At 62.7% G+C, this 20970-nt stretch carries 18 protein-coding genes and 2 pseudogenes; 12 read left to right on the top strand and 8 right to left on the bottom strand.

Annotated elements, in window-relative coordinates:
• Window positions 1-16 precede the first annotated feature (16 nt).
• Both DY201_RS29670 and DY201_RS28470 read right to left on the bottom strand, forming a co-directional pair.
• Window positions 17-118 (bottom strand): annotated as a pseudogene (locus DY201_RS29670) (YjiS-like domain-containing protein); the annotation flags it as partial.
• 201 nt (window positions 119-319) lie between these two features.
• Window positions 320-700, bottom strand: coding sequence for a hypothetical protein (locus DY201_RS28470; RefSeq protein ID WP_115734683.1), 381 nt, complete (start codon window positions 698-700; stop codon window positions 320-322).
• A gap of 374 nt (window positions 701-1074) precedes the next feature.
• On the opposite strand from DY201_RS28470, the gene DY201_RS28475 reads away from it, so the two are divergent.
• The 4 genes from DY201_RS28475 (at window position 1075) to secD (ending at window position 7947) form a co-directional block, all read left to right on the top strand.
• A complete protein-coding gene (locus DY201_RS28475) occupies window positions 1075-4008 on the top strand; it encodes a hybrid sensor histidine kinase/response regulator (protein WP_165916023.1) in 2934 nt (977 codons plus the stop codon).
• Between the two features lie 65 nt (window positions 4009-4073).
• Complete coding sequence (locus tag DY201_RS28480) at window positions 4074-4778, top strand: response regulator (RefSeq protein ID WP_115734685.1); 705 nt, start codon at window positions 4074-4076, stop codon at window positions 4776-4778.
• 219 nt (window positions 4779-4997) lie between these two features.
• Window positions 4998-5306 (top strand): hypothetical protein, encoded by a 309-nt coding sequence (locus DY201_RS28485; protein ID WP_165916024.1) that lies wholly within the window; start codon window positions 4998-5000, stop codon window positions 5304-5306.
• A 106-nt stretch (window positions 5307-5412) separates the two neighbouring features.
• Complete coding sequence (secD, locus tag DY201_RS28490) at window positions 5413-7947, top strand: protein translocase subunit SecD (protein WP_115734687.1); 2535 nt, start codon at window positions 5413-5415, stop codon at window positions 7945-7947.
• A gap of 70 nt (window positions 7948-8017) precedes the next feature.
• On the opposite strand, the gene DY201_RS28495 is transcribed toward secD, so the two are convergent.
• Both DY201_RS28495 and DY201_RS28500 read right to left on the bottom strand, forming a co-directional pair.
• Window positions 8018-8281, bottom strand: coding sequence for a DUF1488 family protein (locus tag DY201_RS28495; RefSeq protein WP_115734688.1), 264 nt, complete (start codon window positions 8279-8281; stop codon window positions 8018-8020).
• 121 nt (window positions 8282-8402) lie between these two features.
• Window positions 8403-8582 carry a hypothetical protein gene (locus DY201_RS28500; RefSeq protein WP_115734689.1) on the bottom strand — a complete coding sequence of 60 codons (180 nt, stop codon included), beginning with the start codon at window positions 8580-8582 and terminating at the stop codon, window positions 8403-8405.
• Between the two features lie 673 nt (window positions 8583-9255).
• Here DY201_RS28500 and DY201_RS28505 point away from each other — a divergent pair.
• The 3 genes from DY201_RS28505 to DY201_RS28515 all read left to right on the top strand — a co-directional run bounded on the left by DY201_RS28505 (window position 9256) and on the right by DY201_RS28515 (window position 11519).
• Window positions 9256-9597, top strand: coding sequence for a COG4315 family predicted lipoprotein (locus DY201_RS28505; RefSeq protein ID WP_115734690.1), 342 nt, complete (start codon window positions 9256-9258; stop codon window positions 9595-9597).
• 90 nt (window positions 9598-9687) lie between these two features.
• Window positions 9688-10131 (top strand): pyridoxamine 5'-phosphate oxidase family protein, encoded by a 444-nt coding sequence (locus DY201_RS28510; RefSeq protein ID WP_115734691.1) that lies wholly within the window; start codon window positions 9688-9690, stop codon window positions 10129-10131.
• Between the two features lie 68 nt (window positions 10132-10199).
• Complete coding sequence (locus DY201_RS28515) at window positions 10200-11519, top strand: glucoamylase family protein (protein WP_245432199.1); 1320 nt, start codon at window positions 10200-10202, stop codon at window positions 11517-11519.
• A 21-nt stretch (window positions 11520-11540) separates the two neighbouring features.
• Here DY201_RS28515 and DY201_RS28520 read toward each other — a convergent pair whose 3' ends face one another.
• Genes DY201_RS28520 through DY201_RS28530 form a run of 3 tightly spaced genes read right to left on the bottom strand, consistent with a single transcriptional unit; the run spans window position 11541 to window position 14214 of the window.
• Window positions 11541-12638 (bottom strand): pyridoxal phosphate-dependent aminotransferase, encoded by a 1098-nt coding sequence (locus DY201_RS28520; RefSeq protein WP_115734692.1) that lies wholly within the window; start codon window positions 12636-12638, stop codon window positions 11541-11543.
• A gap of 23 nt (window positions 12639-12661) precedes the next feature.
• Window positions 12662-13273, bottom strand: a complete 612-nt coding sequence (locus DY201_RS28525) for a TetR/AcrR family transcriptional regulator (RefSeq protein ID WP_115734693.1) — start codon at window positions 13271-13273, stop codon at window positions 12662-12664.
• A complete protein-coding gene (locus DY201_RS28530; protein ID WP_115734694.1) occupies window positions 13273-14214 on the bottom strand; it encodes a nucleoside hydrolase in 942 nt (313 codons plus the stop codon). The genes DY201_RS28525 and DY201_RS28530 overlap by 1 nt, the downstream gene beginning before the upstream one ends.
• A 132-nt stretch (window positions 14215-14346) precedes the next feature.
• On the opposite strand from DY201_RS28530, the gene DY201_RS28535 reads away from it, so the two are divergent.
• On the top strand, window positions 14347-15672 hold the full coding sequence (locus DY201_RS28535) for an NAD(P)/FAD-dependent oxidoreductase (protein WP_115734695.1): 1326 nt from the start codon (window positions 14347-14349) through the stop codon (window positions 15670-15672).
• A 6-nt stretch (window positions 15673-15678) separates the two neighbouring features.
• Here DY201_RS28535 and DY201_RS28540 read toward each other — a convergent pair whose 3' ends face one another.
• Window positions 15679-16929, bottom strand: coding sequence for a S41 family peptidase (locus DY201_RS28540; RefSeq protein WP_115734696.1), 1251 nt, complete (start codon window positions 16927-16929; stop codon window positions 15679-15681).
• A gap of 283 nt (window positions 16930-17212) precedes the next feature.
• Here DY201_RS28540 and DY201_RS28545 point away from each other — a divergent pair, with 283 nt between their 5' ends.
• The 4 genes and pseudogenes from DY201_RS28545 to DY201_RS28560 form a co-directional block, all read left to right on the top strand.
• Entirely contained in the window at window positions 17213-18403 is a 1191-nt protein-coding gene (locus DY201_RS28545; RefSeq protein WP_115734697.1) for an aminotransferase class V-fold PLP-dependent enzyme, read from the top strand.
• Window positions 18404-18414: 11 nt separating this feature from the next.
• The gene (locus tag DY201_RS28550) at window positions 18415-19380 is read left to right on the top strand and encodes an HpcH/HpaI aldolase/citrate lyase family protein (protein WP_115734698.1); all 966 of its coding nucleotides are present in this window, start codon (window positions 18415-18417) and stop codon (window positions 19378-19380) included.
• Between the two features lie 13 nt (window positions 19381-19393).
• The gene (locus DY201_RS28555; RefSeq protein WP_115734699.1) at window positions 19394-20578 is read left to right on the top strand and encodes a malate--CoA ligase subunit beta; all 1185 of its coding nucleotides are present in this window, start codon (window positions 19394-19396) and stop codon (window positions 20576-20578) included.
• 11 nt (window positions 20579-20589) lie between these two features.
• Window positions 20590-20970: pseudogene (locus DY201_RS28560) on the top strand (succinate--CoA ligase subunit alpha); the annotation flags it as partial.

The following is a 20970-nucleotide window of genomic DNA, read 5'->3' on the forward strand; positions in this document are numbered from 1 at the left end:
CACCGGATGGATCGCTGACAAGCGACTGGATTTCAGAGCGGGCCACGCCGATGTCCTTGAGCAGGTAGTCGTCAAGTTCCCCAAGGTTCCACACCGCGCGGCGATGGGCGCGACGCAGCCAGAATGCCCGATGGGCGGCCGCGATCCGCGAAGCCAGCGACGAAACGAGGCCGGCGGCGGGTGATCGGATGGTCAGGGTAGTCATGTCCTGGAACTCCTTTGAGCTGTGCCAAGTCGGCTATGCTGGTCTAGACCTCTCCTGTTTCGGGCATGTTCCCGGCATCAGGGAGAAGTGTTTCGTTTGTTTCAGTGGCGATGATCAGTCGATCTGCGGGTTGCCGCAGGGCACATGACGGCTGCCCGGGCGAGCAGGGCCGCCAACCGCCATCGAAGCGGCCGACGAAAGCCCGATCGAGCCGTGCCCCGAGATCGAGCCGTTCCCATTGTCGGCGGTTGCAGACAGTGGCAGGACACTGAACAGGCGGCGCGAGGTGAGCCGCCCTGGTGTCGCGCCCAGCGACACGCGTGAATAGACGTCGGTTCGCTTCTTCACGATCCGCGAGGACGGGGCGGTGAAAGGCTCGTGCAGTGACGACATCATCCCGGCGGGCGGGAACTGAAAGGTGGAAGCGATGTCGAAAGCATGCGCCATGTCGAAGGTCGGCAGAACAGCACAAAAGGCTAGAATGGTCGATCGCATCTCATGTCTCCTTGGGGACGTTCGCGTTCTCGACTTTGCCGGGCGCCTCGCCTGCTGAAGGGCCGCCTATCAACATCCCGTGGGTTTTTGATAGACTGGCTGCTTCCGCATGCCGGGAGCCGACCCAACGAAGTCGACATGGCGGAAGTTAGCTCAGGCCTGTTTCGGCGCTTTTTCTGAGCCTGGGAAAAAGGTTTCGTTTGTTCGCGCGATTGCGCGAAAATGGCCATCAGACCGAAGCAATTGAAACAAAGTGAGGGAGATTCGACCTCATACCGAAACAGAAGGCTTGTAATCATCCGCCGCGCTCACGCCGCCGTGAAGTGGCCGCGCTCAGGATTGAGGAGACGATCATGCGAGCTGGTGATCCGGCCGTGAATCTTCGGACGGGCTACGCGCTTTTCGACAGCGACGACATGCTTGTCGACGCCAACGCCGAGATTTTTGGCGGCATTGTCCAGCCCCGCGATGAGCAGCCGCCGATGAATGTCATCGCAGCCATTGCCCGGGTTCTTCGTCAGTTCTCCAGCTTCGATGGTCTCGCAGTTGAACAGAGCGACGATTTCGTGCGGCGCGCGGTGCTGCGCTGGCGGCAGCCGAATGTGTCGCCGATCGAGGCGCAAACCGTCGACGGCGCCTGGAAACTGCTGACAAGCCACCCCCGCCTTGGCGCCGGCATCGCACTGATCAGCACCGACATCACCGAAATGAAGCTGGCCCAGATCGCGCATCTCAGCAGCGCCGAGATCTTCCGCTGCATCACCGACAGCCACCCGCTGCCGGTCTGGGTCGTCGACGAACAAAGCAGGCAGATCCTTTATGAGAGCCTCGATGGGTCGCACCTGCTTGGCCGCAAATGGCAGCCGCAACAGCAACAGCTCCTCACCGACCATTTCGTGAACCCGGACGAATTCGATCAGGCGTGTCGCCGCGTCCACGGCAACGACATCCTGCGCGACTGCGAGATCCAGATGCAGCGCGAGGATGGGTCACACGTCTGGTGCTCGACAAACTGGCGGCGAAGCGTCTTTCGCGCGCGTCCGTCGCTGGTCATCGGCGTGCTCGACATCACCGAGCGCAAGAAGGCCGAGGCTGCGGAGCGCGAGGCGACGTCGCTGATGCAACGGGTGCTTGACGCATGCCCCTCGCCGACCCGCATGTCGACGATCGAGGGCGAAACGCTGTACTGCAACCCCGCCAGCCGCGAACTCTATGGCGATCGTCCTCACATCGCAGACTACTATGTCGACCCCGGCGACAGGGAGACATTGGTGCGTACTCTGCTGGACAAGGGCAGCATCGACGACTTTCGCGTGCGGCAGTACTGTTCCGACGACACCATCTTCTGGGGATCGCTCTCTGCACGGCTGATCGACTTCCAGGGCAAGAAGGTGATCGTCTCCAACGCAACGAACATCAACGGCATGATCATGGCGCAGCAACAGACGCGCCAGGCAAACAACCGTCTGACAGACGCGATCGAGTCGCTGGCCGAAGGCTTCGCCCTTTACGACAAGGACGATTGTCTGGTGCTGGCCAACTGCCAGTACCGGAAAATGCATGCCATTTGCGCAGATGTGCTGGTCCCGGGGGTGAACTGGTTCGACTTCCTTCGCGTGACCGCAGAACGCAGCCAGTTCCGCGTTCCCGGCGACAAGATCGACGAGTGGCTGGCCGAGCGGGCCCGGGATCGGCGCGAATACCGGCAGCAGGAGTTCCAGCATGCAGACGGTGGCTGGTTCTTCGTTTCGAACAGTCCGACGCGAGAGGGCGGCTTCGTCGTCACCCGGCTTGACATCACCGAGCGCAAGCGGGCTGAACTGGCGGCCAAGGAAGCCGACGACCTGGTGCGCCGGGTCCTGGAGGCCAGCCCCGTCAGCATCCAGATGACGCGCGCCCATGACGGCAAGCAGCTATACAGCAGCCCGGCGACGACGAGGCTGCTTGGCGACGTCGCCGGCGCGCTGGATCACTTCGCCACTGCGGGTTACCGCGACGAATATGTCGAACGGCTGCTGCGCGATGGCGCCGTCGACGAATTCGAAACCCAGCTCAGGCGCAGCGACGGCCAGACATTCTGGTGCTCGATTTCGTCTCGCCTGATCGATTTCCACGGCGAGCAGGTCATCGTTTCCCACACATATGACCTGAGCGACCGCATCGAGCTGCAGAAGCAACTGGAACATCAGCGTGAGAAGCTGCACCAGAACGAGAAGCTGTCGGCGCTCGGCGGGTTGCTCGCCGGTGTTGCCCATGAGCTGAACAATCCACTGTCGGTGGTGCTCGGCATGTCGCTGACGCTGAAAGAGACATCGGTCGATCCCAAGACGATCGAGCGGGCGGACAAGATCAGCAAGGCGGCGGAGCGCTGCGCCCGTATCGTCAAGACTTTCCTGGCGATGGCCAGGCAACAGCCGACGCGCGCCATGAATGTGTCGATAGACGAGGTTGTTTCCGCGGCACTCGAAGTGGTCAACTATTCGATCCGCTCTTCCGATATCAAGCTCATGCTCGATCTCGAACCGGATCTGCCGGCGATCTGGGGCGATCCCGATCAGCTCAGTCAGGTGCTGATCAATCTGCTGGTCAACGCCGAGCACGCGCTTCACCATTGGGAGGGGCCAAGAAAGATACTGGTTGCCACGGGGCGGCACCCGGAATGCGGCAATATCACCCTCAGCGTCACCGACACCGGCCCCGGGATTTCCGAAGAAATCCTGCCCCGCATCTTCGAGCCGTTCTTCACGACCAAGGAGGTCGGCGCCGGCACGGGCATCGGCCTGTCCTTCTGCCATCGCATCATTCAATCGCACCAGGGAACGATCGAGGTCGAGACCGTGCCTGGCGGAGGTTCAACCTTCGTCGTCTCGCTGCCGGCTTCCGATCGACTCGTCGAAACATCGGGGCCGTCCGACGAAGAGCCATCGAGCTCGGCGGGCCTGTCGTGCCTGGTGGTGGATGACGAAAGGGAGGTTGCCGACCTGATCGCCGAAGTCCTGATGCGCGACGGCTTCACTGTCGTCGTCGCGCGGTCGGGCGAAGAGGCGTTGACGCAGCTGAGGAAACGGACATTTGCCGTCATTCTGAGCGACTTGAAAATGCCGAGCATGGATGGCCGGCGCCTGTACAACTACATCGCCGACTACCATCCGGCCGAGGTCGATAGGCTCGCTTTCCTGACCGGCGACACGATCAGCCCGGATGCGCAGATCTTCCTGCGCGCCACAAAGCGGCCCTATCTGGAAAAGCCGGTGAAGCCGATCGAATTGCGCCGGTTTGTTTCAGGGCTGGTCGTCAGGCAGGCGTGAACGATGCCGATTGATTTGCCGCCCTCGCCGAAGAGGGGTACTTTCCCAGTTGAGGTGAGGACCCGGTGACTGCCAATTCGCAGATCGTCGTTTGCGATGACGAGCCAGATGTCCGCGACATGGTCGCGGAGTATCTGGAGCGCCACGGCTATGCCGTGACGACTGCCGATGCCGGGCCGGCCTTGCGCCAGATCGTCGAGAGCCAACCCGTCGATGTCGTGATCCTCGACATCCGCATGCCCGGCGAAGACGGCCTCTCTCTCGCGCGCTACCTGCGTGAGCATTCCGAGGTCGCGATCATCATGCTGACGGGCTCGGCGGAGATCATCGACCGGGTCGTCGGCCTCGAGATCGGTGCCGACGACTACATCGGTAAGCCGGTCGATTTGCGCGAACTGCTGGCACGGGTGAAGGCGGTTCTGCGCAGGACAACGGGCCGGGACCGTGTTTCAGAAAATGCTCTCGGGCCCCAGAGCGCCCAGTTTGGGAGCTGTCGGCTGGACCTGGATTCGCGCAAGCTGTTCGACGCCGACGGCGGGGACATAGCGATCACCCCGATGGAGTTCCGGCTGCTCAAGGTGTTCGCCGAGAACCGGGGACGGATACTCAACCGTGACCAGTTGCTCGAACTTGCGCATGACCGCGGCTGGGACCCGTTCGACCGCAGCATCGACATCCGGATTTCGCGATTGCGCAAGAAAATCGAGGCTGATCCTTCCAAGCCTGAGGTGATCAAGACCATTCGAGGGGTCGGATATCTCTATGCCTAGCCTGGTACCCGGCGTTGCGCTTGCATCGACGGCCGCTGCGTAAGCGACGAGACTTGCTTGGCGTATCCATCAAAATGCCTTACTGGGAGGCTCCTTGGGCAAATCAGCCCCAGAGACCACGGACCGCGCCACCGCCTGATGCAGCAGACCAAGGCATATAGATCGCTTGCGACCGGCATGTTGCCGGCCATGCTGCTATGCTTGGCGGTGATTCTGGCCATGGTCGGCGGATCGCTGGTCGACAGCATGCCTGTGGCATCCGCTGCCACCGAACCCGTTCCAGGCCAGATGGACGTTCGCGGACGGCACACCGGTCCCGCCATTCCCGAGCGGACATTCGTCGTCGTCGATTGGCGAAGCGCCAAGGCGCTGCCGCAGCATGATGACGGCAAGTCGGCGTTGATCCCGTCCAGGGTAGACACGCCCGAAGCGGCCATTTCCAGGCCACGCTCCGAGCTGGTCCTGCATGCGGATATTCAATCTTCGACGCTGATCTACAGCGCGCGCGCGCCACCGGCATTCTCCTGAAAATCCATGAATGATGCGGGCTCAATGGGGCATCGCATCACCAGGACTAACAACCATCTTTCGCGCGCCATGACGCCGCGGCGATGGTTTTGCAGGATCAGATCATATGCGGACCTCCCGATGGGTGGTGGTGACATACACCATCATCATTTTGGCCGGCATCATTGCCGCGCTTCCCAACGCCCTCACCGCCAAGCAACTGGCAGCATTGCCAAGCTGGTTCCCGAAACAGCAGGTCACGCTCGGCCTCGACCTCCAGGGCGGCTCGCACCTGGTGCTGGAAGTCGATGCGGCGGCACTCAAGACCGACCGCCTGCGCTCGCTGCTCGATGATGTGCGCGGCGCCTTGCGCAAGGAGCGCATCAACGCTTCGTCGGCGCGTCTTGCCGGCGATGCCATTGTCGTCAACATTGCCGACGACGCGCAGCGCGCGACAGCCTTGGCAACGCTGCAGTCACTGGCCGTTCCGGTCAGCGGCGGCCTCGGACTTGGCGGCGGCAAGCCGGACATCGAGGTCACCACTGCCGACAAGCAGATCAAGGTCGTGCTGACCGATGCTGGCCAGCGCGACAAGCTCGACGCTGCACTCCAGCAGAGTCTCGAGATCGTGCGCCAGCGCGTCGACCAGGTCGGCGTCGCCGAGCCGACGATCCAGCGCGTCGGCAGCGACCGGATGCTGGTTCAGCTGCCGGGCCTGCAGGATCCGACCCGTTTGCGCGAACTGCTCGGCAGCACTGCCAAGATGACATTCCACATGGTGGCCAACGTCGCCAATGGCGAGCCGCTTCCGCGCGGCGTCACCATGCTGCCGGACGCCAAGTCCGGCGCACAATATCCGGTCGAGGACCGCGTCGCGCTCGATGGCGCACGCCTCACCGATGCGCGCGCCGGCTTCGACCAGCGTACTCAGGAACCGCTTGTTTCCTTCCGCTTCGACAGCGTCGGCGCACGTCAGTTCGCCGAGATCACCGCCGCCAATGTCGGCAAACCTTTCGCCATCGTGCTCGACGGCAAGGTGCTGTCGGCGCCAAACATCCGCGAGCCGATCACCGGCGGTTCCGGCCAGATCAGCGGCAGCTTCAGCGTTGAAGAGACGGTGACGCTGTCGGCCCTTCTGCGCGCCGGCGCGCTGCCGGCACCGCTGACCGTCATCGAGGAGCGCACCGTCGGTCCCGACCTTGGTGGCGACGTCATCAAGATGGGCATCTACACCGGCGTTGCCGGCTTCGTTGCGGTCGTCCTGTTCATGGTCGCGCTTTATGGCACCTGGGGCATGATCGCGAATTTCGCGCTGTTGCTGCATCTGATCCTGACCTTCGGCGTCCTGACCCTGATCGGCGGCACTCTGACCCTGCCCGGCATCGCCGGCATCATCCTGGGCATCGGCTTCGGCGTCGACGCCAACATCCTGATCAACGAACGCATCAGGGAAGAATCGAAGAAGGGGCTCAGCGCCTTTGCCGCCTTGGACAATGGCTTCAAGCGCGCCTATTCGACAATTGTCGATGCCAACGTGACGTCGCTCATCGCCACCGGCCTGCTGTTCATGTTCGGCTCCGGCCCGGTGCGCGGCTTCGCCATCACCATGTTCCTGGGCACCTGCCTGTCGATGTTCACCGCCGTTTCGGTGACGCGCATCCTGATGGCCGCGGTTGTGCGCCGCAAGCGGCTGAAGACGATCACGATCGAACCGCTGATCCGCTTCTTCCCGGAAAAGACCTCGATCTCGTTCATGAAGGCCCGCTACCTCGGCATCGGCATGTCGATCTTCCTGTCGCTGGCCTCCATCGGCCTGTTCTTCAAGCCGGGCCTCAACTACGGAATCGACTTCAAGGGCGGCATCCAGGTCGAGATCGCGACGTCGACGCCGGCCGATCTGGCACAGCTGCGCAGCACGCTGGGCGGCTTGAACATTGGCGAGGTGGCGCTGCAGCAGATCGGCAGCGACGGCAATGTGCTCATCCGGGTCCAGCGCCAGGAGGGTGGCGAAGCGGCACAGACCGCTGCCGTCGACACCATCAAGGCCGCCGTGCAGAAGCTCGATCCAAGCGTGAAGTTCGAACGCACCGAAGTGGTGGGTCCGAAGGTCAGCGGCGAGTTGGCGCAGTCCGGTATCCTGGCCGTGGTGCTGGCCGCTCTTGCCATGCTCGTCTACATCTGGTGGCGCTTCGAGTGGAATTTCGCCATCGGCGCCATCGCCACGCTTGTGCTGGATACCACCAAGATGGTGGGCTTCTTTGCGCTGTTCGGGCTGGACTTCAACCTGACGGCGATTGCTGCGCTGTTGACCATCATCGGCTATTCGGTGAACGACAAGGTGGTCGTCTACGACCGCATGCGTGAGAACCTGCGCCTGTACAAGAAGATGCCGCTGCGCGAGATCATCGACATGAGCATCAACCAGGTGTTCGCGCGCTGTATCTACACCTCCGTCGCCATCCTGCTGTCGATGCTGCCGATGGCGATCTGGGGTGGCAGTGCCGTCGAGAACTTCGCCATTCCGATGGTGTTCGGCGTGTTCATCGCGACGACCTCGTCGATCTTCATCGCGGCGCCGATCCTGTTGCTGCTCGGTGATTGGTGGCAGCACCGCAGTGCAGGCCGCGAGCCTTCGACTGGAGCGGTAACGACCAAGGCCTGACTGTCCCTGTCGGAGCCGTCCTGGCGGCGGCTCCGACAAAGGCCGACCTCAGGCCGGCCGGCGCGACGCGTCACCTGAAGTCGTGTGCGGTCAGCACATACAAACGCTTGCGCCCGTGGGAATAGACTTCACGAGCGACGTCCTGGATCGAAATGCGCGCCGCATCGAATGCGGCAAGATATCGTGTTTCACTGTCGACCGCCGGTTGGCTGGCTTTGAGCGCCTGAACCTCGACGAAGAACGGAACTTCGAACGTGCCATCGTAGCCCAGGAAACGTATGGCTTTTCTCGCGGCGTCATAGCTGCGGCTTCTGTTTGGAAAGGCGAGTGTCATCGTTTGCTCCAGTGCAGGACAGTCGGGAAGATGAGGTTGCCGAAGTTCGGCGATCCACTTAGGCACTCAGTGCCAGGTTTGCCGCATAACTTGCGCTCGCTGCGATGATGCGCACCCAAGGTCACTCTGCCTCATCGTGCAGTCGCGAGGTCGGCATGTCCCGCGTCAGCAGACCGCTGAGAATCCGGGCTGCTTCGCGCAGAAGGGCTTGCATGTCCTGCTGGGTGACCGCGTGCGGGTCGTCCGCCACATCGAGAAGCTGGCGCACGAGTTCGACGCCGCGCTGATGCAGTTCAGCCATCAGGGGCTCTTTTCGCTCGGAGCATCAATGGCCGCCTGGATAGCTGAGGCGATTGCGTTGGTGGAAATCGCTTGCGCGCCGCCGCTTGCCGGCGGTGTCATTGACACGTCGACGATCAGCTTCCCCCTTTGGGGGCCTGTGAGGTTTGGGTGATGCCGTTGCGATCGCGCCGCCTTCGTCGCCCCACCGATCGACGGCCAAATCCATGGCCTTACACTGGCGTGCGTCGTTGGCGAAGCGCCTGCGAAAGCCATCGACGGTTCTCGCTCCACCTTGGCAGCTGTCAACCGGAAATCGCGTTATGGTAGCAATCCTGTCTGATTCAGGCCGAGAGCCACGTTGCCGGATTTTGGCTAGCAAGCGCCCTCTCTGTCTGATGTCTTCGGAAGTCGGATGGTTGGAAGACACCGTGTCCTCCTTTCAATTGGGGCTAGGGCACGATGGCCGCCCTCGATCAGCCGCGCCCTGAGACAAGCGGCCGACAACCGACCCTGCGCCTTTATCAAGATCGCGTCTACACCGACGTTCAATTATTCCCGTGCAGCAAATATTTCTGAAAATGGAGGAACGAACATCAGCGGCCAGCCGTTTTATTTATGGCGGCATTCGACCGCCCACCAATAATAAGGAATATAAATATGAACGCATTGCATTTGGACTTGCAGCTGTACTTATGACCGCTGGAATGGGTTTTGCAGCTGAGCCGGCAATGATGGCGAAGACGCCCAAGGGCGAAATATACACTGATATGAAGGGCATGACGCTCTATACCTTCGACAAGGACAAGGCAGGCGCATCCAGCTGCTATGATGCTTGTGCTGCAGCTTGGCCAGCGCTCAAGGCCGATGCCAAGTCAAAAGCCGAGGGCGCATGGACTGTCGTTGACCGGACCGACGGCACCAAGATGTGGGCGTATGACGGAAAGCCGCTCTACACCTACGCCAAGGACAAGAAGGCAGGCGAGATGAACGGCGAAGGCGTTGGCGGCGTCTGGCATGTGGCCAAGGCCAGCTAACCATCCAAGCTAAACTTCATTCGGGGCGGCGTCTCACGGCGCCGCCGCTATGCCGGCAGACGCCGGACTCGGGGAAGCAGGAGGCAGGCGATGATCGTGCAGGAGATGACGCGAGACGAAAACATTGCCTTTGTGTCGGCGCATCGGCTCGGACGGCTGGCTTGTGTCAGAAACAATCGGCCTTATCTTGTGCCCTTTCATTACGCATTTTCGGACAATCATCTGTATAGCTTTTCGATGCAGGGCCAGAAGATCGACTGGATGCGCGAGAATGCTCAGGTGTGTGTTCAGGTCGACGAAGTGGGCGCCAATCGAGAATGGCGAAGCGTTATCGTCTTCGGCATGTTTGAGGAACTGCCAGAGACGCCACAGTGGCGACGCGATCGCGATCATGCCTGGTCTCTGCTTCAGCAACACGCCAACTGGTGGGAGCCAGGAAGTCTGAAACCCGGCGCTCCACCAATGTTGGTCGCCTCACCATCGGTATTTTACAGGATCAAGATCGAAAGCATGACCGGCAGGCATGGCTCGTAAGACGACGTCGTCTGACTGGGCTGTGCGAGCGGCCCCTTCAATGACGGATTTGGCTGCATACTAGAAGCATGATTCTTGCCTCGCCTTCGATGATCGACCTTCCAGAAGATCCGTCCGAACTGCCCGATGACGCCCTGCTTGATATCGTGCAGCGTCAGACGATCTGCTATTTCTGGGAGAGTGCCAATCCGGTCAGCGGTCTTGCCCGGGACCGCCAGAAGACCGCCGGCGATGCGCCGAACGATCTCGTGGCGATCGGCGGCTCCGGCTTCGGGATCATGGCCATCATCGTTGCGGTGGAGCGCGGCTGGGTCGATCGCGCCGAAGCCCTTCATCGGTTGTATCGGATGCTCGATCTGCTAGAGGGCTCGCCGCGCTATCACGGCATGTTCCCACATTTCATCGATGGCAGCACGGGCGACACCATTCCGTTCAGACGAAAGGACGATGGCGCGGACATCGTCGAGACGACGTTCCTATTTCAGGGCCTGATTTGTGCCCGGCAATATCTCGACCAACCTGCAGGCGAAGAGCGGCGTTTTCGCGCTCGGGTGAACGCGCTGCTGGCTCAGGCCGAGTGGGATTGGTTTGCGCGGAAAGGCAAGCTCTACTGGCACTGGAGCCCCAGGCATGGCTGGGCCATGAACAGTCCCATCGAGGGCTGGAACGAGTGCCTGCTTGCATTCGTTCTGGCGGCGGGATCGCAACATCATGCCATTGATCCGGATTGCTACCACGACGGTTTTGCTGGCGGACCAACCTTTCAAAACGGGCGTGACCACTACGGCATCGTCCTGCCGCTTGGAACTAACTTTGGCGGACCGCTCTTCTTCGCGCACTACTCATTCTGCGGCCTCGATCCAAATGGTCTCAGTGATCGCTATGCCGACTATTGGGAGCAAAATACTCGCCACGCATTGATCAATCACCGGCACTGCGTGCTCAACCCGCATGGTCACAAAGGCTACGGCGCCGATTGCTGGGGGCTTACCGCATCCCACGGGCCGACGGCCTACATGGCGCATGCGCCCGACAGGGATGTCGGCATCATCACGCCGAGCGCGGCCCTCTCAAGTTTCCCTTATGTGCCCGATCAGGCGATGGCCGCCCTGCGCGGTTTCCTGACCAAACCGAGAGGTCGTATCTGGGGTCGCTTCGGCTTTGTCGATGCGTTCTGCGAAAACCGCAACTGGTATGCCCGAACCTATCTGGCCATAAACCAGGGCCCCATCGTCGCAATGATCGAAAACCACAGAACCGGGCTCTTGTGGAAGCTGTTCATGGCGGCAGATGAAGTCCGGCTTGGTCTGGCCAGGTTGGGTTTCACCAGAACTGGAGCCAGACAGCAGAAGGACCTCCTAGGCGTTCATGCTTCGCCCTCCACGTAAAGCCGCTGGATTTGTTGCCACCTAGCCGTTGGCGGCGCGGACCTCGACGTGCAAAAGAGTGAGCATTTCATCGAGATCGACCCGGTCGGCGATCGAGATGCGCAGCCATTCCGGCAGGCCGTAGTCTTCGTTCGAGCGGATGATGAAACCTTGTCTTGCGAGCCGCGCCACGGTCGCCTGGGCCCAGCCGGCATAGGCGCCGGGCAGGCGGACGAAGGCGAAGTTGGCGGCACTCGGCGAAATCTCGAAACCGAGCTTGCGCAGTTCGCCTTCGAGATAGTCGCGTTCTTCGGCGGTGCGGGTCCGCACGTGCTGGACAAAGTCCTGCTCGCCGACCGCGACAGTAGCCGCCACCTGCGCCAGGCCGTTGACGTTACCGATGCCGCGCACATTGTTCAGTGCGGAAACCACCTCCGGATAGGCATAGGCCCAGCCGGCACGCGCGGAGGCCAGGCCGTAGGCCTTGGAGAACGTACGTGTGACGATGACGTTGGCGTGGCGATCGGCGATCTCGAAGGTCGCCACCGCTTCTGCCGGATCGATATATTCGGCATAGGCCGCGTCGAGCACCAGAACGACATGCGACGGCAGCTCACGCGCCAGCCGCGCGACCTCGTCCATCGGCACCACCGAGCCGGTGGGATTGTTGGGATTGGCAAGGAAGACGACGCGCGTCTTGGGCGTGACGGCGGCCAGCAGCGCATCGACATCGACGGAGAAGTCGGGGCCAAGAGGTGCTTCGACCGCCTTGGCGCCGAGGCGGTAGGCAACGATGGCGAACTGCAGGAAGGAATAGGCCGGAAACAGGATCTCGTCGCCGGCGCGCGCATAGACGCGGCCAACGGCATCGAGCAGCTCTTCCGAGCCGTTGCCGCAGACGATGCGGGCCGGGTCGAGGTTGAACTGCTTGCCGATTGCCGCGCGCATGGTGCCGCAGTTCGGATCGGCATAACGGTAGACGTTTGGTGCTGCGTCACGGATTGCCTCGACAACGCCCGGTGCAGAACCCAGCCAGCTCTCGTTGAGCCCGAGATTGACGATGCGTGCTGCGCCTGTCGTGTCGATCTTCTTGACGACGGTCAGCGTTCGGGCGGAGAGGTAAGGCACGGGCAGGGACATTTCGTTTCCTCGAAGTAGCTGGTCTAGTCGGAGCCGATCAGGATCTTGGTGTAGAGCGAGCGGAAGCGCTTGCGGTCCGCCGGCGGCTCCTTGAAGTGGGTGGCGTAGTAGCCGATCTGCTGGAAGTAGGTGATGCGGGCCCGGATCAGGCTTTCGTCCTCATCATAGCCCATCGTGGCAAACGCCCTGACCAGCAATGCCATACGAAAATCGTCCTGCGCCTGCACCTTGCGGTCAATCACCGCCGAGCTGCGCGCCCAGTCGCGGATGGCCAGGTCGAGCCGTGGGCTGAACGGGTCCTCCCTGATCCACACGCCTGTTATCGCGTCGAAGAACGCCGGACCGTCGATGACGTCCTGGTCGATGAGGGCCTCGAACGGCTTGCAATTGCGCTGGCGCCATTCCTCCAGAAGGCTGTCGAGCAGGTCCTTCAGGTTCCTGAAGTGGAAGTAGAAGCTGCCGCGCGTGACCTTCAGCTGTTTCGACAGGTGGTCGATCTTCACGTTGGCGATGCCCTTCTTTTCCAGCGCAGCGATGGCAGCGGCAATCCACGCCTCGCGCGACAGCGTTTTCCGCGTCTCGGACCTGGCCGATCGTTCGGGAGAAGTTGGGCTGCGCTTCATCTCGTCGTTCATCAGGGGAGGTTGCCGAAGCGCTCCAGCATCAGCGCGAAGAAGCCGTCGGCGTCGATGCGGCGCAGCACGTTGCAGTTCTTGCGGCGGCCGGTGACGTGCCACCAATCGACCACGGTCATGCCGATGGTTTCGGGCGACATCAGCTCGATGGTGACGTTGCACTGCTTCTGCTCGTAGAGATGCGGTGCGAGCAGGTAGCCGGTGACGCAGGCGTCGTGGATGGGCCGGGCCTCGGTCGGGAATTTGTGCGAGCCATACTGGCGGTAGAAGTCGGCCATGTTGGCGGCTTCGATGGCCGAGCGGGTGCCGAGCGCACGCAGCTGTTGCAGCCATTCCGGCGTCATCTGGGCGGTGTAGGTGCAGTCGATGCCGGCCATTGTCACCGGTACGCCCGAGTCAAACACGACAGCGGCCGCATGTGGGTCGACCCAGATGTTGAACTCGGCGGCGGGCGTGGCATTGCCGCCCTCGAAGAAGCCGCCGCCCATCAGAACCACTTCGCGGATGCGCGGGATGATGCGCGGCTCCATCACCATCGCCATGCCGAGATTGGTCATCGGCCCGAGCGTGCAGACGGTGATCTCGCCTTCGGGAGCGGCCATCAGCGTATCGACGAGGAAGTTGACGGCGTGCTGGTCCTGCAGCGGCTTGGTCGGCTCGGGCAGGACGCAGCCGTCGATGCCGGTCGGACCGTGGACATATTCGGCGGTCTTGAGCGCCTTGACCATCGGGCGCGAGCAGCCGGCATAGACCGGCACGTCGGAGCGGCCGGCGAGCTCGGCGATCTGCAACGCGTTGCGCGAGGTCAACGCCAGCGGCACGTTGCCGCCGACGGTAGTCAGCGCCATCACCTCAAGCTCGGGCGAGCCAAGTGCAAACAGGATGGCAAAGGCGTCGTCCTGACCGGGGTCGGTATCGATGATGATCTTTCGCGGCGACATGGCTCTTCCCCCCGGTTCGATCGCCGGATAGCTTCGGCGGCATTGCATGAATTAGACGTCAATGCATACAGTACTGTATGTTATTTTCAAGACGGGTTGGGACGCCTCCCGTTGGCACATTGGGAGAAATGAATGGGGCCTCCAGTCGATCCGGTTCCTGCTGGCGACATCCGGCCGAAGAGTGCCGATGTCGTCATCGTCGGTGGCGGCATCATCGGCGTCAGCGCGGCGCTGTTCCTGGCGAGGAAAGGCATCTCGGTCGTCGTCTGCGAGAAGGGGCATGTGGCCGGCGAACAGTCGAGCCGCAACTGGGGTTGGTGCCGGCGTATGGGCCGCGACCCCCGCGAGCTGCCATTGATCGTTGAAGCGTTGAAGATGTGGGGCGGCATCGAGGAGCTGGTCGGCGAGGACGTGGGCTTTCGCCGCACCGGCATCCTCTATCTCTGCCAGGACGAAAGCGACGTCGAACACCATGCCGAATGGGTGAAGCGCGCCGGTGACTATGCGCTCGACAGCAAGATGATCGAGGGCAGGGCGCTGGCCGAGCTGATGCCCGGAGGGCGAAAGACGTTCCGGGCTGCACTGCACACGCCGAGCGACGGCAGGGCCGAGCCGCAGAAGGCAGCGCCGGCGATCGCCCGTGCCGCCCAGCGCGCCGGCGCGCGCATCCTTTTGCGTTGTGCGGCACGCGAGATCGAGACCGAGGGTGGCCGTGTCTCGGGCGTGGTGACCGAGAACGGTCCGATCCGCGCCAGCACCGTCGTCATCGCCGGCGGCGCATGGTCGAGCCAGCTCTGCCGGTCGGTCGGCATCCGCTTGCCGCAGCTTGCCGTACGCTCGTCGGTGATGCGGACCGGTCCTGTTCGGGGCGGTCCCGACGGTGCCGCCTGGACGGAAGGCTTTGCCTATCGCAAGCGCCTCGACGGCGGCTATACCATCGCCGACGGCACGATCAGCTATCATCATGTGAACCCCGACAGCTTCCGCTACGTCACCGATTTCCTGCCGATCCTGTCGCGGGAGTGGCGCTCTGTCGGCCTGCGCTTTGGCGATTTCCTCGGCGGCCCCTTCGGGCTTTCACCCAGGCTGGAAGGCGAGGGCAGTGCCTATGAGCGGCACCGCACGCTCGATCCGGCGCCGGCCGTTGCTCCGCTCGAAGCTGCCCGTGCCAATATGGAGAAGGTGTTTCCGGTGTTGAAGGGCGTGCCCACGCTGCAGCGCTGGGCTGGCTTCATCGATGCCACGCCGGATGCCGTGCCGGTCATTGCGCCTGTTGGATCGCTGCCCGGGCTGGTCATCGCCACCGGATTTTCCGGCCATGGTTTTGGGATTGGCCCGGCCGCTGGGAGGCTGACGGCCGACATCGTCACCGGTGACAAGCCTTTGGTGGACCCCACGGCTTTTCGCTACGAGCGCTTCATCGACGGCACCAGGCATCGTCCGACGACCGGGGTGTGATGGAGCTCAGCGGCTGTCGAGGATGCGCTGCATCTCTTCCACGGCGGCATCGCGCTGCGGGTCCCGGCCCGCGGCGTAGGGCAGGCTGAAGGCCACCGGGATGTCGGGCGCAACACCGACACCCTCCAACCGCACGTCGTCACCGATGACGGCGTCGGAGACCGCAACTTCGAGAAGGCTGTCGTCGGACAGCAGATAGGCACGCCCGGCCAGCAACGCACCGGCGGTTCGGGCGCCGACGAGCGGGATGCCGTTGCTCTTCAGCGCATAAGCGAACAATTCGAGCCCGCTTCGCGCGCCTTCGTCGATGATGGCGACGACCGGTTTTTGCCAGCGCACATTGGCAAGCGTTGCCTTGCCGCCGCGCTGGATCAGCCGGAATGTCGGCGTGTCGCCGACGAACAGCTCGGCGGCATCGGAAGGGCCGCCGCCCCATCGTCCGCGCAGGTCGACGACCATGCCGTCAACGTCCTTGAGGCGACCGTCGGCCATTTCGCGGGCAACGATGTCGAGACCGTCAGACGCCGAAAGGGTCCACAGCCTGACATAGCCTACGCGCCTTCCGCCCCGCTCGCTGATGCCGATGCTTGCCTCGATCGCTCGCTCGAAGGTCCTGAGCGGGCGCAGCCGCTCCACCCCAACCTTGATGGAGACAGGTTCAGCTCCGGCGTTCCGGCGCAGCCTGATCTCGACGGTGCGGCCGACCTTGTCGCGGAACGATGCGATCTCATGATAAGGGGCGCCGTCGACCGAAAGGATTTCGTCGCCGGTCAGGATTCCTGCCCCCGCCGCCGGCGAGCCGTCATAGACGTCGCTGACGAACAGGGATCCCGCGCGCGGTTCGGCAATCATGCCGATGCCGGGGTAGCTGACCTGGCCGTCGGGCGGAAACAGCCGCCGCATGTCATTGCGGATGGCAAAGCGGAAGATGTCGGCGAGTTCGAAATAGGCGATCGTGTCTGGTTCGAAACGGCCGGTGTGGGAGGCCTGAAGACTGGCAAGCACGGTGTCGATCGCCTTGTCGACCCGCGCGTCCGGGCTGTCCGCGTTCAGTGGCTCGCTGCCAATCTCCTGCCTGACCGCGGCGACGAACCGCGGCAACGCAGACGCGTCGTGGAAATTGTCGACGACGAGTTCGACGGCGCGGTCGAAAATGGAATTGCCCGATTTCGGCGGCGCATCGTCGGCCACGAGCGGCAAAGGCTGCAGCACATAGAGCGCTGTCGCCGCGAGGAAGCCGAGGGTCTTGATGTCCATGGCCGTTCCTTCTTCGGCCTATTATCAACCTAAGTTCACGCAGAACGAGTCCCTTTGCTGACAAGTTTGCGTGAGCGGAACTGGCCCGTTGCGCGCGGTTGCCGGGTAGGCTTCGCCCTATCCGACAGGGGGTCGGCACATCTGAAAGAGTAGGCTCGGTCCAACGCCCAAAGGTCCGCGAATCTATCCCGGCAGGTGTTGTGAGCCGGCAGTGCAAAACCGATCATCCTCCCGAAAGCCACAGACAGGCACTGCGCCGCAACAGTTTTCGGGAGGACTTTTCATGGCCGGCTTCAATCAGCTTTTCGTTCCAGGACCGACCAACGTTCCGGAGACCGTCCGGCAGGCGATGAACATGCCGATGGAGGACATGCGCGCTCCGGATTATCCTGCATTCACGCGTGGCCTGTTCGCCGACCTTATGAAGGTCTTTCGCAACGAGACCGGCCGCGCCTTCATCTTCCCATCCTCGGGCACCGGCGCCTGGGAATCGGCGATCACCAACACGCTGAGCCCCGGCGACCGCGTGCTGATGTCGCGTTTCGGCCAGTTCTCGCATCTGTGGGTCGATATGGCCGAGCGCTTCGGCCTTGACGTCGACGTCGTCGATGTGGAGTGGGGCACGGGCGTTCCGGTCGAGATCTATGCCGAGCGTCTCGCAGCCGACAAGGAGCACCGCATCAAGGCGGTTTTCGTCACCCACAATGAAACCGCGACCGGCGTGACCAGCGATGTCGGCGCCGTGCGTGCCGCCCTCAACGCTGCCAAGCATCCGGCGCTTCTCTTCGTCGACGGCGTGTCGTCGGTCGGCTCGATCGACTTCCGCCAGGAGGAGTGGGGTGTCGACTGCGCCGTGTCAGGCTCGCAGAAGGGCTTCATGCTGCCGCCCGGCCTCGGCTTCCTGTCGGTCAGCCAGAAGGCTCTCAATGCTGCCAAGTCGGCGAAATTCAGCCGCTGCTACTTCTCGTTCGAGGACCAGATCCGCGCCAACGATACCGGCTACTTCCCCTATACGCCGGCGGTCCAGCTGCTGCGCGGCCTGCGCGCTGCCCTCGACCTGATCCAGGACGAAGGCCTCGACAACATTTTCGAACGCCACCACCGGCTGGCGACCGGCGTGCGCAAGGCGGTCGACGCCTGGGGTCTGCGCGTCTGCGCCAAGGAAGCGAAGTGGAATTCCGACACGGTCAGCGCGATCGTGGTTCCGGAGGGCATCGACAGCGCCGACATCGTCCGCCGCGCCTACAACGGCTACCAGACCTCGCTCGGCGTCGGCCTCAACAAGGTCGCCGGCAAGGTGTTCCGCATCGGCCATCTCGGCTGGGTCAATGAAGTGATGATGTGCGGTGCGATTTCGGCGGCCGAAATGTCGCTGCGCGACTGCGGCGTCAAGGTTCAGCCGGGTTCCGGCGTCGGTGCCGCGCTCGAGCACTACCGCCTGTCGGCTCAGCCGGCCGTCGCCAAGGCAGCCTGAGGGAGGATCGCATGAGCCATACACTCCACCACCTCCGCAAGCTGCGCCTGCAGCGCTCGGAACTTGCCGTGCCGGGCTCCAACCCGGAGATGATCCGCAAAGCCGCCGATGGTGAAGCCGATTACATCTTCCTCGATATCGAGGATGCGGTGGCGCCGCCTGACAAGGAGCGGGCGCGCAGGAACATCATCCAGGCGCTGAACGAAATCGACTGGCGCGCCAAGGGCAAGACCATTTCGGTTCGCATAAACGGCCTCGACACCCATTACATGTACCGCGACGTGGTCGATGTGATGGAACAGGCCGGCGACAAGCTCGACACCATCCTGGTGCCGAAAGTCGGCGTTCCCGCCGATCTCTATACGGTGGATGCCATGGTCAGCCAGATCGAGATGGCCAAGGGTTTCAAGACCCGTGTCGGCCTGGAAGCCCTGATCGAAACGGCACTTGGCATGGCCAATGTCGAAGCGATCGCTGCTTATGGCGGCCGGCTCGAGGCAATGCACTTCGGCGTTGCCGATTATGCTGCGAGCTGCAAGGCGCGTACCGTCAGCATCGGCGGTCTCAACCCCGATTACCCTGGTGATCAGTGGCACGCCGCGTTGTCGCGCATGACGGTCGCCTGCCGCGCCTACGGCCTTCGCCCCATCGACGGACCGTTCGGCGACTTCTCCGATCCGGAAGCCTACATCGCTGCCGCCAAGCGTGCCGCTGCACTCGGCATCGAAGGCAAGTGGGCGATCCACCCCTCGCAGATCGAACTGGCGAATGCCGTATTTTCGCCGCCGGAAAAGGAAGTCACCCGCGCCCGCCGCATCATCGAAGTGCTCAAGGAGGCCGAGGAGCAGGGCAAGGGTGCCGCAGCTCTCGACGGCAAGATGATCGACGCCGCATCCGAACGCATGGCCCGCAACGTCCTGGTCATGCACGACGCAATCGAGCAGTCGGCGCGGTCGCGCAACAGCCTGCCAAACTGAGGAGGAGTTCGACATGGATATTCATGAATATCAGGCCAAGGAACTGCTCGCCCGCTACTCGGTGCAGATTCCGCGCGGTGGCCTGGCCTACAGCCCGGAGCAGGCGACCTATCGCGCCAGCGAGATCGGCGGCGGCAAATGGGTGGTCAAGGCGCAGATCCACTCCGGCGCCCGCGGCAAGGCCGGCGGCATCCGCATCTGCACCACCGATAATGAGGTCTCAGAGGCTGCCGAATCCATGCTCGGCCGCAAGCTGGTGACGCACCAGACCGGCCCCAAGGGCAAGCTGGTATCGCGCCTCTATGTCGAGGAGACCGTCGATATCCGCCAGGAGCTCTATCTCGGCATCGTGCTCGACCGCAAGTCGGAGCGAGTGATGATCGTGGCGTCCGCCTCAGGCGGCATGGAGATCGAGGAGATTGCCGAAAAGCAGCCCGACTCGATCATCCGCGCCATCGTCGATCCAGGTGCCGGCATGCAGCAGTTTCAGGCTCGTGAGATCGCCTTTGGTCTCGGCCTCGACAACAGCCTGATCGGCAAGGCCGTCGACACGCTGCTCGGTTGCTACCGCGTCTTCCGCGATTTCGACGCCTCGATGCTGGAGATCAACCCGCTCGTCATCACCAAGGACGGCAATTTGATCGCGCTCGATGCCAAGATGTCGTTCGACGAGAACGCTCTGTTCCGCCGCGCCGAGATTTCGGAACTGCGCGACAAGTCGCAGGAAGACCCGCGCGAAACATTCGCCAGCGACCGTGGCCTGTCTTATGTCGGCCTCGAAGGCAACATCGGCTGCATCATCAACGGTGCCGGCCTCGCCATGGCGACGATGGACATGATCAAGATCGCCGGCGGTGAGCCTGCGAACTTCCTCGACATCGGCGGCGGTGCGTCGCCCGAACGCGTGGCCAAGGCGTTCCGCGCCGTCCTCGCCGACAAGAACATCGAGACCATCCTCGTCAACATCTTCGCCGGCATCAACCGCTGTGACTGGGTGGCCGAGGGCGTCATCAAGGCGATCCGCGAAGTTGGCGTCAACGTGCCGCTGGTCGTCCGGCTCGCTGGAACGAATGTCGAAGAGGGCCGGCGCATTCTCGCCGAGTCGGGCGAAAAGGTGATCGTCGCCGATACGCTCGCCGAGGCGGCCGAGAAATCGGTCGAAGCGATGCGCGCCTACTCGAAATCAAAAAAGAACTAAGGGAGGTCGAAATGGCAGTTCTCTTGAATCGCCGGACGCGTGTCATCGTCCAGGGTCTGACCGGCAAGATCGGCTCGTTCCATGCCGACGATATGAAGCGCTACGGCACCAACGTGGTCGGCGGCGTCACTCCGGGCAAGGGTGGGCAGGTCCACCAGGGCATTCCGGTGTTCAATACCGTCCGCGGTGCCGTGCGCGAGACCGGTGCCGAAGCCTCGATCGTCTTCGTGCCGCCGCCCTTTGCCGCCGACTCGATCATGGAAGCAGCGGAAGCCGGCCTGAAACTCTGCGTCTGCATCACCGACGGCATCCCCTCCCAGGACATGATGCGGGTCAAACGCTATATGCGTCGCTTCCGCTACGAAGACCGGATGCGCCTTGTCGGCCCGAAC

The sequence above is a fragment of the Aminobacter aminovorans genome (assembly GCF_900445235.1).
Classification (GTDB): Bacteria; Pseudomonadota; Alphaproteobacteria; order Rhizobiales; family Rhizobiaceae; genus Aminobacter; species Aminobacter aminovorans.

Coding starts and splice junctions, on each gene's coding strand:
- DY201_RS28535 (WP_115734695.1), top strand. CDS start 14,347: ATGGGGCCTCCAGTCGATCCGGTTCCTGCTGGCGACATCCGGCCGAAG.
- DY201_RS28540 (WP_115734696.1), bottom strand. CDS start 16,929: ATGGACATCAAGACCCTCGGCTTCCTCGCGGCGACAGCGCTCTATGTG.
- DY201_RS28545 (WP_115734697.1), top strand. CDS start 17,213: ATGGCCGGCTTCAATCAGCTTTTCGTTCCAGGACCGACCAACGTTCCG.
- DY201_RS28520 (WP_115734692.1), bottom strand. CDS start 12,638: ATGTCCCTGCCCGTGCCTTACCTCTCCGCCCGAACGCTGACCGTCGTC.
- DY201_RS28550 (WP_115734698.1), top strand. CDS start 18,415: ATGAGCCATACACTCCACCACCTCCGCAAGCTGCGCCTGCAGCGCTCG.
- DY201_RS28515 (WP_245432199.1), top strand. CDS start 10,200: ATGATTCTTGCCTCGCCTTCGATGATCGACCTTCCAGAAGATCCGTCC.
- secD (WP_115734687.1), top strand. CDS start 5,413: ATGCGGACCTCCCGATGGGTGGTGGTGACATACACCATCATCATTTTG.
- DY201_RS28505 (WP_115734690.1), top strand. CDS start 9,256: ATGACCGCTGGAATGGGTTTTGCAGCTGAGCCGGCAATGATGGCGAAG.
- DY201_RS28510 (WP_115734691.1), top strand. CDS start 9,688: ATGATCGTGCAGGAGATGACGCGAGACGAAAACATTGCCTTTGTGTCG.
- DY201_RS28525 (WP_115734693.1), bottom strand. CDS start 13,273: ATGAACGACGAGATGAAGCGCAGCCCAACTTCTCCCGAACGATCGGCC.
- DY201_RS28555 (WP_115734699.1), top strand. CDS start 19,394: ATGGATATTCATGAATATCAGGCCAAGGAACTGCTCGCCCGCTACTCG.
- DY201_RS28495 (WP_115734688.1), bottom strand. CDS start 8,281: ATGACACTCGCCTTTCCAAACAGAAGCCGCAGCTATGACGCCGCGAGA.
- DY201_RS28530 (WP_115734694.1), bottom strand. CDS start 14,214: ATGTCGCCGCGAAAGATCATCATCGATACCGACCCCGGTCAGGACGAC.
- DY201_RS28485 (WP_165916024.1), top strand. CDS start 4,998: ATGGTCGGCGGATCGCTGGTCGACAGCATGCCTGTGGCATCCGCTGCC.
- DY201_RS28500 (WP_115734689.1), bottom strand. CDS start 8,582: ATGGCTGAACTGCATCAGCGCGGCGTCGAACTCGTGCGCCAGCTTCTC.
- DY201_RS28470 (WP_115734683.1), bottom strand. CDS start 700: ATGCGATCGACCATTCTAGCCTTTTGTGCTGTTCTGCCGACCTTCGAC.